The organism is Candidatus Ornithobacterium hominis, from assembly GCF_951229915.1.
Lineage (GTDB): Bacteria > Bacteroidota > Bacteroidia > Flavobacteriales > Weeksellaceae > Ornithobacterium > Ornithobacterium hominis.
Genome location: NZ_OX579588.1, coordinates 68,547 through 83,044, shown reverse-complemented (window position 1 = coordinate 83,044; position 14,498 = coordinate 68,547). Strand labels below are relative to the sequence as shown.

12 protein-coding genes are annotated in these 14,498 nt (G+C 37.5%); 4 read left to right on the top strand and 8 right to left on the bottom strand.

Annotation, left to right across the window (positions count from 1 at the left end):
- Positions 1-12: 12 nt before the first annotated feature.
- Positions 13-987, top strand: a complete 975-nt coding sequence (locus QOX03_RS00395; protein WP_283671038.1) for a glycoside hydrolase family 130 protein — start codon at positions 13-15, stop codon at positions 985-987.
- A 272-nt stretch (positions 988-1,259) separates the two neighbouring features.
- On the opposite strand, the gene QOX03_RS00390 is transcribed toward QOX03_RS00395, so the two are convergent.
- Positions 1,260-1,520: a GNAT family N-acetyltransferase gene (locus QOX03_RS00390; protein WP_119057237.1), complete on the bottom strand. Its 261-nt coding sequence runs from the start codon at positions 1,518-1,520 to the stop codon at positions 1,260-1,262.
- A gap of 166 nt (positions 1,521-1,686) precedes the next feature.
- Here QOX03_RS00390 and fumC point away from each other — a divergent pair, with 166 nt between their 5' ends.
- A complete protein-coding gene (fumC, locus tag QOX03_RS00385; RefSeq protein ID WP_283671037.1) occupies positions 1,687-3,084 on the top strand; it encodes a class II fumarate hydratase in 1,398 nt (465 codons plus the stop codon).
- A gap of 160 nt (positions 3,085-3,244) precedes the next feature.
- Here the strand turns inward: fumC and QOX03_RS00380 are convergent, their stop codons facing one another.
- On the bottom strand, positions 3,245-4,513 hold the full coding sequence (locus QOX03_RS00380) for a mechanosensitive ion channel family protein (RefSeq protein ID WP_283671036.1): 1,269 nt from the start codon (positions 4,511-4,513) through the stop codon (positions 3,245-3,247).
- Positions 4,514-4,548: 35 nt separating this feature from the next.
- Between QOX03_RS00380 and QOX03_RS00375 the strand changes: the two genes are divergently transcribed.
- Positions 4,549-5,049: a DUF456 domain-containing protein gene (locus QOX03_RS00375; RefSeq protein ID WP_283671035.1), complete on the top strand. Its 501-nt coding sequence runs from the start codon at positions 4,549-4,551 to the stop codon at positions 5,047-5,049.
- Positions 5,050-5,121: 72 nt separating this feature from the next.
- Here the strand turns inward: QOX03_RS00375 and QOX03_RS00370 are convergent, their stop codons facing one another.
- Positions 5,122-6,990 (bottom strand): right-handed parallel beta-helix repeat-containing protein, encoded by a 1,869-nt coding sequence (locus QOX03_RS00370; RefSeq protein WP_283671034.1) that lies wholly within the window; start codon positions 6,988-6,990, stop codon positions 5,122-5,124.
- 180 nt (positions 6,991-7,170) lie between these two features.
- Between QOX03_RS00370 and QOX03_RS00365 the strand changes: the two genes are divergently transcribed.
- Positions 7,171-8,349 (top strand): C1 family peptidase, encoded by a 1,179-nt coding sequence (locus QOX03_RS00365; RefSeq protein ID WP_283671033.1) that lies wholly within the window; start codon positions 7,171-7,173, stop codon positions 8,347-8,349.
- Between the two features lie 83 nt (positions 8,350-8,432).
- Here the strand turns inward: QOX03_RS00365 and brnQ are convergent, their stop codons facing one another.
- The 5 genes from brnQ to QOX03_RS00340 all read right to left on the bottom strand — a co-directional run bounded on the left by brnQ (position 8,433) and on the right by QOX03_RS00340 (position 14,447).
- The gene (gene brnQ / locus QOX03_RS00360) at positions 8,433-9,725 is read right to left on the bottom strand and encodes a branched-chain amino acid transport system II carrier protein (RefSeq protein WP_283671032.1); all 1,293 of its coding nucleotides are present in this window, start codon (positions 9,723-9,725) and stop codon (positions 8,433-8,435) included.
- A 170-nt stretch (positions 9,726-9,895) separates the two neighbouring features.
- Complete coding sequence (purM, locus tag QOX03_RS00355; protein WP_283671031.1) at positions 9,896-10,894, bottom strand: phosphoribosylformylglycinamidine cyclo-ligase; 999 nt, start codon at positions 10,892-10,894, stop codon at positions 9,896-9,898.
- Between the two features lie 21 nt (positions 10,895-10,915).
- Positions 10,916-11,632 carry a phosphoribosylaminoimidazolesuccinocarboxamide synthase gene (gene purC, locus QOX03_RS00350; RefSeq protein WP_283671030.1) on the bottom strand — a complete coding sequence of 239 codons (717 nt, stop codon included), beginning with the start codon at positions 11,630-11,632 and terminating at the stop codon, positions 10,916-10,918.
- A 36-nt stretch (positions 11,633-11,668) separates the two neighbouring features.
- A complete protein-coding gene (locus QOX03_RS00345) occupies positions 11,669-13,567 on the bottom strand; it encodes an amidophosphoribosyltransferase (protein WP_283671029.1) in 1,899 nt (632 codons plus the stop codon).
- A 274-nt stretch (positions 13,568-13,841) separates the two neighbouring features.
- Positions 13,842-14,447: a superoxide dismutase gene (locus tag QOX03_RS00340; protein ID WP_283671028.1), complete on the bottom strand. Its 606-nt coding sequence runs from the start codon at positions 14,445-14,447 to the stop codon at positions 13,842-13,844.
- Positions 14,448-14,498 lie beyond the last annotated feature (51 nt).

The window sequence follows — 14,498 nt, the reverse complement described above, 5'->3', positions numbered from 1 at the left end:
AATTTAATAAATATGAGCCAAAAAGTACAAATACCTTGGGAAAATAGACCCGAAAACTCATCAGAAGTGATGTGGCGAAGTCAAAACAATCCAATTATCAGTCGTTACAGTATCCCATCGTCCAATAGTATCTTCAACAGTGCTGTCGTTCCGTTTGAAGATGGATTTGCTGGCGTATTCCGTTGCGACAACAAAGCCGTTCAAATGAATATTTTTGCTGGATTTAGCAAAGACGGGAAAAATTGGAAAATCAACCACGAGCCGATTCAGATGAAAGCAGGAAACACATCAATGATAGACTCTGACTATAAATATGATCCACGAGTTGTATACATAGAAGACCGCTACTGGGTCACTTGGTGCAACGGCTACCACGGGCCAACCATCGGTATAGCTTACACCTTTGATTTTAAAGAATTTTTCCAGTGTGAGAATGCCTTTCTACCATTTAACAGGAACGGCGTACTTTTCCCACAAAAAATTGACGGCAAATATGCCATGCTAAGCCGCCCGAGTGATAATGGGCACACACCATTTGGCGATATTTACATCAGCTTCAGCCCTGATATGAAATATTGGGGAGAACACCGTTGCTTGATGAAAGTTGCTCCGTTTGACCAAAGTGCTTGGCAATGCACCAAGATTGGAGCAGGCACCGTCCCATATCTGACGAAGGAAGGATGGCTTATGTTCTATCACGGCGTCATCAATACTTGCAACGGATTTCGCTACTCGATGGGAGCTGCAATTTTAGACGAAGCAGACCCAACGAAAGTTTTATACCGTACCAAGCCTTATTTATTAGCCCCAGCAGCACCGTATGAATTGGCAGGAGATGTGCCCAATGTGGTGTTCCCCTGTGCCGCTTTGTTTAACGATGAAAAAGACCAAGTTGCCGTATATTATGGGGCAGCAGATACATCTGTTGCTATGGCTTTTGGGCACATTTCAGAGATTTTAGAATTTATAAAAAACAATAGTTTATAAGAAATTTTTTAAGCCTTAAAAAAATCTTGTTTCCATCTCAGGAGGCAAGATTTTTTTATTTAAATAAAATCTAAGCCTTAAAAAAATATAATAATACCCGTGCGCATTACTAGGCGAAATTTGTTTTTAAGACCATCAATATTTCTTTTAAAATAAATTATCATTTTCTGAAATTGTGCTTAATTCCTTCAAAACCATTCCACTTAAATTATCACAGTTTATTTCCCTCATAATCAAGAGATAAAAGCTCAACAAGCCTTCGAAACTAATTCTCAAATTTCACCTTTTCTTTTCATCACTTTTGCAGCGTAGCTACAGATAGGTTTTGGAGTTAATCCTTTCTCTTTCGCAAATTTGATTCCCTCCTCTACAATATTCTTACCCACATTTTTGCCGCGATGCTGAGGTTCTACAAAGACGTAATCAATGTAGAGCGAGCCTATGCCCTCGTGATAATCTAGATAGCCAAGGCTTTCTTCGTTTTGGAACAATTCAATTTTTCGGCAGCTGTGTTTTACAATATAATCGCTCATTCTTTATTTTTGATTTATAGAACGCAAAATTTTAGCCAAAAATTTTTAAAGGCTTAAAAAAATTAATCAAAATTCATCTTTTTTATTGAAAGCTAAAAAATATCAGATTTCACTTTTACATGAATTTTAAGTAAATTTATAACTTAATTTGAAACAATATATCTTTATGGAATTCCGAATTGAAAAAGACACTTTAGGTGAGATAAAGGTACCTAAAAATCAAAAATGGGGAGCTCAAACCGAACGCAGTAGAAATAACTTTAAAATCGGGCCAGCAGCATCAATGCCGTTAGACATCATCTATGGCTTTGCTTATCTTAAAAAAGCTGCCGCTTATGCCAATGCAGAGCTAGGCGTTTTAAGCGAAGAAAAAAGGGATTTAATTGCTCAGGTTTGTGATGAGATTTTAGACGGGAAGTTGGATGATGAATTTCCTTTGGTGATTTGGCAGACGGGCTCTGGCACTCAATCAAATATGAATGTGAATGAGGTGATTGCCAATCGGGCACACGAAATCGCAGGTAAAACCATAGGTGAAGGTGAAAAAACTTTACTACCGAATGATGATGTGAATAAATCTCAATCATCTAACGATACTTTCCCTACGGGAATGCATATCGCTGTTTATAAAAAAATAGCAGAAGTCACCACCCCTGGTGTAGAAAAATTAAGGGACGCACTACAGGCGAAAGCAAATGAGTTCAAAAATATTGTGAAAATCGGGCGTACGCACTTGATGGATGCTACACCGCTGACTTTGGGGCAAGAGTTTTCAGGCTATGCTAGCCAATTGACTCATGGGTTGAGGGCTTTGGAGAATACTTTAAATCACCTGTCTGAACTGGCATTGGGTGGGACGGCCGTAGGTACAGGCCTCAATACGCCTAAAGGCTATGATGTGAAGGTAGCGGAATATATTGCCCAATTTACGGGTTTGCCGTTTAAAACCGCAGAAAACAAGTTTGAAGCATTGGCGGCGCATGATGCGATTGTAGAAACGCACGGGGCTTTGAAGCAAATCGCTGTTTCGTTAAATAAAATTGCTAACGATATCCGAATGATGGCTTCTGGGCCACGCTCGGGGATTGGTGAAATTATCATCCCATCAAACGAACCAGGGTCATCCATCATGCCTGGTAAGGTGAATCCGACTCAGTCTGAGGCTTTGACGATGGTAGCCGCGCAAGTGATGGGAAATGATGTAGCAATTACCATCGGTGGAACACAAGGACATTATGAGTTGAACGTCTTCAAACCTATGATGGCAGCCAACGCTTTGCAAAGTGCAGAATTAATTGGTGATGCCTGTGTTTCTTTTACTGAAAATTGTGTGAATGGCATTGAAGCTAATGAGCAAAGAATTCAAGAGTTGGTTGACAATTCATTGATGCTGGTAACGGCACTAAATACTAAAATTGGATATTACAAAGCAGCCGAAATCGCTCAGACGGCACACAAAAATGGTACAACGCTGAAAGAGGAAGCGGTGAATTTAGGTTACGTCTCGGCAGAAGATTTTGATGAATGGGTGAAACCAGAAGATATGGTAGGCGAAATAAAATAATTTTCTAAGCCTTAAAAAATTAAGCCTGCAAATTTATTTTTTGCAGGTTTTTTTAATGAAATTCATCAGGGTAAAATGAAGATTGTCGCTAAGTTGCAAAAGAGTTTTGCCTTGTAAAATAATGGCTTAGATTTTAAATTTTCTAAGCCTTAAAAAATTTTTAGGAAGCGAGGATTTGCACGACTTCCAAGTCAAATTCTTTGCAAGCGGAGAGTAGATGATCAAATACATCAGACTGGATTTTCTCGTACTCTACCCAAGCGGAAGTATTGGTGAAACAAAAAATCTCCAAAGGCAAGCCTTGTGGTGTGGCTTCTAGCTGACGAACCATCAAAAAATCATCTGCCGAGTGTGAAATATTGGGGTTGTCTAGCAAATAGCATTTGGTGTATTCTCGGAAAACGCCAATGTTGGTCAAGTTAATTCCATTGACAATATTATTGGGATTATAGCCCCGAGATTGATTGTATTCTCTCAATTCAACTTGGCGTTTAGAGATGTAAGCTTCAATCAAGTTGATTTGTTTAAACCGCTCAAGCATCTCTGGCGTACAAAATTTAAAAGATTTGACATTGAATAAGATAGCGCGTTTGATGCGGCGAGTTTTGCTATGAACCATTGGCTCAAAGTTTCTGACTTCCGTGGAAATCAAATCATACGTGGGTACGGAAGAAATTGTCTTATCAAAATTGAGAATTTTGGCTGAAACTAAGTTGATTTCTTTAATCTTTCCCTCAATGCTATATTTAGGAATACTTACCCAGTCTCCTACCTTTACCATTTGTGTAGAAGCAATTTGAATGCCCGATACAAAACCTAAAATGGTGTCTCTGAAGACTAAAATCAGAATCGCAGTCAAGGCTCCCATTGTTCCTAAAATTTCGGTATAGCCAATGTTAAACATAATGGAAATGAAGGCTAAAACACCAAAGAATGTGGTAATGATTTTTATTAATTGACTAAATGAGCGTACAGCCACAGTTCGGTAATTGTTCTCATCTACAGACACCTCTGATACGGCGTCGGCAATCCGATTAAACATCTGAATGAAAACCATAATCAAAAGCACATAAAATGTGCGGTCTAAAAAAGTAACAACTCCAGGTAAGGGGTAAAACACATAGGGCATCAGTACACGAGCAATCGCAATGGAAAAAAAGTGAATTATAGAGTTGAAAACACGATTGTCATAAAATGCAACGCTCCACTTTGAGTTTGTGAGGTTGATGAGTTTTTTGATGAAATAGAGAAAAATTTTCTTCAGAATGACGTCAATCAAATATAAAGCTGCGACTAAAAAAATAATTCCTGCAACAATCATTGCTACATTTGCCCAAACACCATCTACGTTAGCAAAAATGTAGTTTTTGACTTCATCGGTGATGCCATTACGATAAGCATGTGCTATTTTTGTTTTATACCATTCCATGTTTACAAATTAACTAAAAATTGTAACTTTAAACAATGGAAATAACGATTAGTCTAATTTTTATGATTTTAGGCGTATTAGGAGCGATTCTACCACTGTTGCCTGGTTTAGTTTTTTCATTTTCAGGTCTTTTTTTGCTTGTTTATCAAGATGTTATAGAACTGCATCCCGTTTGGTTGATAATAATAGCTCTGTGGGTTGTTTTTTTGAAAATCATCGATTACCTATTACCAGCTTATACGACTAAAAAATTTGGAGGCAGTAAATACGCTATTTGGGGAAGCAGTATCGGATTAATTATCGGAATCATTTTCTCCCCATTAGGCTTTGTGAGCATCATTATATGCCCGTTTTTAGGAGCATTCATAGCAGAATATATTCAGAGAAGAGAGATGAAAAACGCACTTAAAGCCGCACTGGGCTCATTTGCAGGATTTTTACTCAGCAATGGGCTGAATTTGTTTACCGCCATTGGCTTATTAGCACTTGCAATCTACAAGCTTTGGGATACCCCTGCATTTAAAGCCTTATTTTAATAAAAAATAATAAGGCTTAGAAAATCTATTTTTTTTAAGCCTTAAAAAAATTTACTGTAAAAACGAGATGAATTATTTGATTTGAATGCCCTTCTCCTCAGATAATTCTATGCGAACATCTTTTTCTGGATTAAATCCATTCTCGAATTGATTTTTTTCAATCAAAACATTCTTTACCTTCTCAAAGAAGAAACGATGTTTATTCCAATGGAACGGTTCAAACTCACCACTGTGAGTAATAACATTATTGCGGAAAACAATTCCGTCGGTTGATTTTGCGTATAAAATTGGCTGATCAAAAGTCTCAAAAGTATTATTTTCAATCACAATTCCTGAATGGAAAAACTTCTCTTGCCCCTCTAAATTAGGAATTTCAGGGTAAATAGAAATAATCGCATTGGTGAACTGGTAATTGCTTGTCAATGCATTGATAAACTGGTTGTTCCGTATTACAACCTCTCGGCAGGCGCCCGTCTCGTACCAGCCATTGCTATCGCCACAGAGCAGAATCGCTGTGCCGTGTGTGTGGTCAAAAACATTGTTTTCGCAAATCACTTTTTTGGGCGTACTAAATAGCGCGCCACGAGCCCTATTGTTTCTGATGACATTATTAGAAAAAATTACTTCAGGCGTCCAAGTTAAATTCTCTACACTAAATTTCCCTTTTTCATTGATTACTTTTGGGATTTCATTCTCAAAAGTAATTTCAAAAACTTTAGCACCAAAAGCTCTCGGTTGGTCAACGGCATAGATAGAAGCAATTTTGGTCGTAAAGTTACCCCCCAACAATTCCATTTTTTCTGACTCTAGAAACTGAACCTCATCACCCTTTTCGCCCCACACAAAACCCCAAGCCTGGGGGTGCATATACTGTGCCTGTATAGTTTTGGCATCGAGTCTTTTTATGATTTTCAAATAAGTGCCGTGTACGTTTATAGCGTCATCGGCCATGCCTTCATACAAACCATTTTTAGAAACTATAACACCTTTGCACGCAGAGAAATGTGTTGCATCAGCTTGTGTGGTAAAATAGCGCGGGTCGTCTTTTCCTTTCAAAGCAACACTAAATCCATCAAGGAAAATGTTTTCGCTCATCTGCGCAAGAAGCCCCATGCCTTCAGCATAGTGGAGCTGAATATTATCGACGGCAGTATTCTTGCTTTGGCTAATGAAAATCCCTGGTGTTGGACGCTTGTGCGAACGTAGCGCAAAACGCTCGCCCACACTCGTCAGGGGAATTTGATACCAACCTTTGATACGCAATTGATTGGGCGAAATTTCCTCGATTTCTTTAGGATTAAAAGCCACATCACTGCGCTGATAAGCCAAGCGGCGATCGGCACGAAAGGGCATCGCTTGGAACAAATTCAACTCATAGCTTTCACCAGTTCTGTAGAATTTATGATTTTCAATTACATGATTATTTTCTGGGAAAACAGAAGCGGTTACCTCGCCCTTGTTTTCATCTACAGCTAAAATCGTCAACTGGCGAAACGCAGGATTCTCAAAGTCGATAGAAAAATTTTGCAATGAAATATTCTCTCCTTTGATGATAGAAAAAGGAATCATTCGCCCGTGGAAAATAAATTCAGAACCTTGCCCATCAATCGTTATATTTTCTAAATTTTCAAGCGCGAAGGCCACATTTTTAGGATTCAGTTGATCGTGGTTAGAAATGTAATATTCTTTAGTAAAAGAACCTGTCGCATAGAAGTCATAACGCCCCTTGGGGAAGATAACTTTTACTCTCTCATCTGCAGGAATCTTCTGAAGAGAATCAATCAATTTTTTTGCAAAAATAGAAGCATTTTTTTTGCTATTAGGTTGAATTCCAAAAGTTTCAAAAGAAATAATCCTTTCCTCTCTAGGTGATGAAACATTGGAGCGGCAACCTAAAATAAGTAGAAATGGCAGAAGAAATACCAATGAATGCAATCTCATAATTCCTGATTTAAAAAAATGAATAATCTGTACCTTAAAGATACACTTTTTTTCAGTTTTTTCTTTATCTATAAAATTTTTAAAGCCTTAAAAAAAATGATATAAAAAAGATAAAAGCTTGTAGAATTTAAGCAGATTAGGCCAAAAAGTTTATTTTTGTAGGAATAAAATTTTTGTGGAATGAAAAAAATATTGTTGACGCTGGCAATGAGTACATTGACTTATGGCATAGCGCAAGATAATTTAATCAGTGCAGTGGCTCAAAACCAAACAGAAAATGCAGGGTTTGTGTTCACTCCAGTGATTAATTTAGAAAGAATGGAAGTGAAAGACCAAGGAAGCAGCGGAACTTGCTGGAGCTACGCAGGAGCGTCTTTTTTGGAAAGTGAAATGGTGAGAATGGGTAAGCCCCCAGTCGATTTATCAGAGATTTTCACTGCGAGAAACACTTATGTAGAAAAGGCTAAACAATATGTGCGTATGCACGGAAACTTAGATTATGGTGATGGCGGCGAATTGCATGACATCATCAATATTTATGCTAAATACGGAATCGTTCCGCAGTACATTTATTCAGGTTTAAATTACGGAACAGAAAGAAATGATTTTGAAGAAATGCAATCGGCACTCAAAGGATTTTTGGAAGGCTTGGTAAAAAGAGAACAAATCAAGAAATTGACTCCAAATTGGGAATCCGCCTTCAAAGCAGCTCTCGATGCTTATTTGGGCAAAGTACCCGAAACATTTATGTATAATAATAAAAAATATTCGCCTAAATCTTTTGCTAAAGAAGTGGTAGGCATCAATCCTGATGATTATATAGAAATGCTGTCTTATGAGCATGAACCAAAATATACAAATGTATTCATGGCCGTGCCAGATAACTGGAGCTTTGACCACGCTTATAATGTGGAAATGACTGATTTTGTGAAAACAATAGATAATGCGTTGAAAAAAGGATATACCGTAGCTTGGGCTGCAGATGTTTCTGAGCCTTACTTTAGCTGGAGAAATGGTGTAGCCTATGTCCCAGAGCAAAATACAGATAAACTGAGCCAAGAGGAACGTTCAAATTTATTTAGAAATCCGCCAACGAAGGAAAGAGAAATCACCCCAGCGATGAGGCAATTGGCGTTTGATAATTATGAAACGACAGATGATCATGCAATGCATATCGTTGGTTTGGCAAAAGACCAAAACGGGAGAGAATATTATATCGTAAAAAATTCTTGGGGCGTAAACAATGACTATGATGGCTATTTATACGTTACCAAAGCTTATGTAGCTTATAAAACAACGGCAATTTTATTAAACAAAGGTGGCGTTCCGCCTAGTATTTTGAAGAATTACCGCAAGTAAATTTACTTTTTGAAATAAAACGCAAAAGGCAGTCTTTTTCATTAAAAAAAAGACTGCCTTTTTTGATAAAAGATTTTCTGGTTTTAAACTTTTTTGAAATTTTGGATTAAAATGCCTAAGCCAAAGGCTAAAAATGAGGGCAAAAGCCAACCTAAATCATAGGCGGACAAAGGCAAAACACTGTTGAACAATGTCGTAAATCTAGGGGAAATTTCATGAGAAGCCAATACGGTAATCAAGGAAATGAAAGCTGTAACCAAAATCGCTAATAAATAAGGAAATGGTGACATCACTTTTTTCCCGAAGATTAATAAAGTTAAAATCAAAACAAAAACAATCGGGTAAATAAATGAAAGAATAGTAATGGCATAGGATATTATTTCGTCTACACTATTGATGGACAAAATCCCAGAAATAATACAAGTTATAGTAACGCCAATACTGTATTTAATTTTCCCGTTAGAAATGTCTTCACAAAAGCTTCCCATGGCAGAAGTAAGCGCAATAGCTGTCGTTAAACAAGCGGAAGAAATCGCTATGGAAATTACCAGCGTACCGCTTTTACCCAAAATGCCGTGTGAAATCTGTAGAAGCAATTCTGTTCTTGAAATTTCATCATCAGCAGAAAATCCTGCATGTGAGCCTAAGAAAACCAATCCACCATAAATTAAAAGTAAGGCAATCATCGAGATAAAGCCAGCATTTATCGTGATTTGAAATCTTTCTTTGGGTTGTTGAAATCCTTTTTGAATTGCTGCGTTGATGATGATTCCTGCAAAAATTACCGCAGCCAAAACGTCCAATGTTTGGTAACCTTCATAAAACCCCAACAAATAGGCATCTAACCAAGATTGGTGAGAATCAAGCGAACCTTTATCAGCATCTGTTATTCCTAAAACAATCAAAATGCCCAAACTCAGCATCAGAAAAGGCGTTAGGTAGTTTCCAATAATATCAATAATTTTTGATTTTGAAACAGATAAAGCCAATACAGTGGCAAAGAATATGCTAGCAAACAAGCTGGCATTGAACTGGGGCATAAGTGGCATAATGCCAATCTCAAACGTTGTGGAAGCCGTCCTAGGAATAGCTATTAGCGGGCCAATGCAGAGCATAATCAGTACGCTCAAAACTGTAATTAATACAGGATTGATTCTTTTTCCTAAATCTTGGAATTTTTTACCAAAAGAGGCAATCGTAATGACGCCTAAAAACGGAGCTAAAATCCCAGTTGTAAAGAACCCTAAAATCGCAGCCCACCATGCGTTGCCTGCTTTCAACCCAATAAATGGTGGCAAAATCAGGTTTCCTGCACCAAAAAACATGGCAAACAAGGCGAATCCTAAAGTAAGCCTGATACGAAATTTATTTTTCATGAAAAACTAAAGCAAAGTATGCCTAAATGTAAAGATATTTAACGTTTAATCTAACAAATTTCTTTAATCTTTTAAATCAAAATCTCATTTGCCATTTTTTAAAAGACTCCAAAACTTCTTGCAGAACTTCTTTTGATTGGTTTTCAATCAAATCAAAAATGGCTAAACATTTATTCTAATACAATTTCTCGCTCACTTGATTTCACAAAACCAATTTTGTAAGCATTCTCTCCAGCTGCCTCTAAAGCTTGCAGCGCTTTTGCTTCTTTATCTTTACTTACAATCACTACCATCCCCACGCCCATATTGAACGTCCCAAACATTTCTTCTTCAGCAATACCAGCTCTTTTTTGCAATTCTTGCATAATTTTCGGCGTTTTGATGCTTGATTTATGAATCTCTACTCCCAAACCTTTCGGTAAAATTCTCGGGATATTTTCAATCAAACCCCCGCCGGTAATATGTGCTATTCCATTTACACATACTTGTTTTCTCAACTCGTCAATAGCGTTTTGGTAAAGTTTCGTCGGAATCAAAAGCGTTTCATACAAAGGCTTCCCTTCCCATTCTTCTTGAAGATTTGTAAAAACTTTTCTTACTAAAGAAAAGCCATTACTATGGAATCCGCTCGAGGCTAAAGCAAGAACGACATCGCCTTCTTTGATTTTTTGCCCATCGATGATTTCATCTTTCTCTACCGCACCAACACAAAATCCAGCGACGTCATAATCGCCGATTTGGTACATACCAGGCATTTCAGCTGTTTCCCCACCAATCAAGGCACAACTTGTTTCTTTACAAGCTTTTACAATCCCGCTCACAATTTCAGCAGCCACATCGCTATCTAATTTTCCGCAAGCTAAATAATCTAAAAAAAATAAAGGTTTGGCTCCGTGGCACAGTATATCGTTGGCACACATCGCAAAGCAATCTATGCCCACGGTGTCGTATTTTTGCACATCAAGCGCAATTCTCAATTTGGTTCCTACGCCGTCGGTTCCGCTGACAAGAACTGGGTTTTTGTAATCGCCCAGCTCATAAAAAGCTCCAAAAGAACCAATCCCATTGAGCACATTTTTGCTATGCGTAGAGGCTACGTCGTCTTTGATTTTATGAACGGTTTGGTAACCTTCTTCTTTATCTACTCCAGCTACTTTGTATGTTGACATTTTTTTTAAGGCTTAAAAAAATTAATTTAAAACTTTCTGTAATCGGTTGTAAACTTCTATATATGCTTCACTTACTTCTCCCAAATCTCTTCTGAATCTGTCTTTGTCTAGTTTTTTCCCTGTATCTTTATCCCACAAGCGGCACGTATCAGGGCTGATTTCATCGGCTAAAATGATTTTTCCATCTTTATTTTTGCCAAATTCAATTTTGAAGTCAGCTAAGATTAGATCTGCCTTTAAGAACAAATCTTTTAACAATTCATTAATTTTATCAGTCAGTTGGTACATTTCTTTTAATTCCTCGTGAGTCGCTGCATTCAACAAAACGGCGTGAAAATCATTGATGAGCGGGTCGCCCAATTCGTCTTTTTTGTAGCAAATATCAAAAACTGTCTCGGGGCATTGCGCGCCTTCTTCTAAACCTAAACGCTTTGCCATAGATCCTGCAACGTAATTTCTCACCACCATTTCTAGCGGAACAATACTGACTTTTTCTACTAATTGCTCTCGCTCATTTAGCGTCTCGATGTAATGCGTTGGGATTTCATTTTTCTCTAAATATTGAAAAATAAGTGTTGTAATTTTATTGTTCATTTCTCCTTTAGATTCCACAGAACCTTTTTTCTGAGCATTGAATGCTGTAGCATCGTCTTTATAATAAACAATGACTTTATTTTCTTCTGAAGTTGCGTAAATTTTCTTCGCTTTACCTTCGTATAAAAAATCTTTTTTTTCCATATTTTTTAAGCCTTAAAAAATTTTAATTTGAAATTTTTAATATGCGCGATCTTCTTTTCCTTCGTAGTAATTAATAAACGCTTTGTTTGATATTCTATTTCCTCCTCTGGTTGGGTAGTTACCTGTGAAATACCAGTCTCCCAAGTTTTTGGGGCAAGCCTTGTGCAGATTTTCTACCCTTTGGTAAATGATTTGAATTTCTGCATTGATGCTTGGCCCGGTTAACATTTCTGATATTTTGGCAGAAATTTCTTCATCAGTAAATGTTGCATAAAATTCCTGCACATGATTCTTTATATTTATTTCATTTGAAGCAACATCTTTTTTGCATTTTTCATATACTTCTTCTATGATGTATTCTGTGCCTCGTTCACGGTGCAATTGTTCTGCCGCTTTGAATGCAATAAGCTGGTCGAGTCTTGCCATATCTATCCCATAGCAGTCAATATATCTGATTTGCGGTGCCGAAGAAATCACAATGATTTTCTTTGGATTGAGGCGATCTAAAATTCGAATAATGCTGTTTCGTAAAGTTGTTCCTCTCACAATACTGTCATCGATAATGACTAAATTATCCGTCGGGAGAATCACACCATAAGTCACATCATACACGTGTGCTACCATATCATCGCGAGAATTGTCTTGCGTTATAAATGTACGCAATTTTGCATCTTTTATGGCTATTTTTTCTGAACGCAACTTAGTCGATAAAATTTCTTTGATTCGCAGGTCTGTCATATCCTCTTTTTCCTGCATTATCATTTTAGATTTCTCTTTGTTCAGCTCGTCGTTGGCAGCTTCTAGCATCCCAAAATAACTTGCTTCTGCCGTGTTTGGAATGTAAGAAAAAACTGTGTTGTGAATATCATTATCTATGGCTTCCATCACTTGGTCGATGAGCAAACGACCAAGTTCTTTTCGTTCTTCATAAATCTCAGCATCACTGCCACGAGAGAAATAAATACGCTCAAAAGAACAAGCTTTTTTCTCCAGAGGTTCCAAAATTTGATGAAATTTAACTTCACCATAATGTTTTATCACAATCGCTTCGCCAGGGTTTAATTCCTTCACGCTATTGAGCGGAACATTGAAAACCGTCTGAATCACAGGTCTTTCGCTTGCTACTATGGCAATCTCATCATCTACGTAATAATAAGCTGGGCGTATTCCCGCTGGGTCACGTAAAACGAAACTATCGCCATGCCCAAACATCCCCGCCATGGCATAGCCTCCATCCCAGTTCTTAGCCGATTTCTCCAGAATTTTAGAAACGCTAATGCGATTAGCAATCTCGGCAGAAGCTTCTTTTTTAGTGAAGCCATCTTTTTTTAAATCATAATAAAGTTCTGTGACTTGCTCATCTAAGAAATGTCCAATCTTCTCCATCACCGTCACGGTATCTGCTTTAGCTTTTGGGTGCTGACCTAGATCAATCAAATTCTGAAACTGCTCATCTACATTCGTCAGGTTAAAGTTCCCTGCGACTAGTAAATTCCGAGCTTTCCAGTTATTTTGCCTCAGAAAAGGATGAACGCTTTCCAGTGAATTTTCGCCATAAGTCCCGTAGCGGACATGCCCCAAGAATACTTCTGCGATAAAGGGAGCTTCTTTTTTCAACTCATCCAAATTCTTTAGAAGATCAGGATTTAGGTCAACTCTTCTTTTTATACTTTGGTTAACACTTGAGAATAAATCTTTGATAGGACTTTCTGCATTTGACCGAGCACGGCTGATGTATCTTTCGCCTGGTTGCATCCCCAGTTTTATACTTGCCACGCCCGCACCGTCTTGCCCCCTATTGTGTTGCTTCTCAAGCATTAAATACATTTTGTCAATACCATAAAAGGCATTCCCATATTTTTCTTTGTAATAAGAAAGAGGCTTTAATAAGCGGAGAAGTGCTATCCCGCATTCATGTTTTAAAAAATCACTCATGAAATCTGTTTGTGCAGAAGTTTTTATTCTAAATTCTAAACATTAAGGTACAAATTTCCGAAATTTTTTTGGAGTGCTAAAATTTGATTTTCTTAAAAATTTTTATTCTAGTTAGCTAAACACTCCTAACTAATTTAATTTCAATGTTTTAATGCTTTAATGAAACCACTACTGGCACTACATTTACTGAAAAAACCGCCTTAGTTGTAAGGCGGCTCATTGCTATTTTTTTATTCTAAATTTTCTAAGGCTTCTAAAAAATCTACTTTATAAATTATTTTTTTGCATCCTCAAAGTTTTTTGCCACTTGATCCCAGTTTACAACATTCCAAAATGCTGAAACGTAGTCTGGTCTCTTGTTTTGGTAATTTAAATAATATGCATGCTCCCAAACATCGATGCCTAAAATCGGAGTTCCACCACAGCCATTGGGCATCAACGGATTATCCTGATTTGCCGTATTGCAAACCATCAATTCCTTTCCGTCCATCACGCAAAGCCAAGCCCAACCTGAGCCGAATTGTCCTTTTGCCTTCTCTTCAAAAGCTTCTATAAATTTCTCAAACGAACCAAAAGCATCCTCTATCGCTTTCAGCAACTCGCCTTCTGGCTTTCCGCCACCATTGGGAGATAAAATTTCCCAAAAAAGTGAATGATTATAGAATCCCCCACCATTATTTCTCACCGCATCTTTTTCAAAACCTTGCACCAAGATTTCTTCTATCGATTTCCCTTCCAGTTCGGTGCCCTCTATGGCTGCATTTAATTTATCGGTGTAACCTCCATGATGTTTATCGTGGTGGATTTCCATCGTTTTCGCATCAATGTACGGTTCTAAAGCGTCAAAAGCATAGTTTAATTTTGGTAAGTCAAAAGCCATATTATTTTATTTTTTAAAATTTAACTTGTATATTTCTCTTTGAAATCCTGC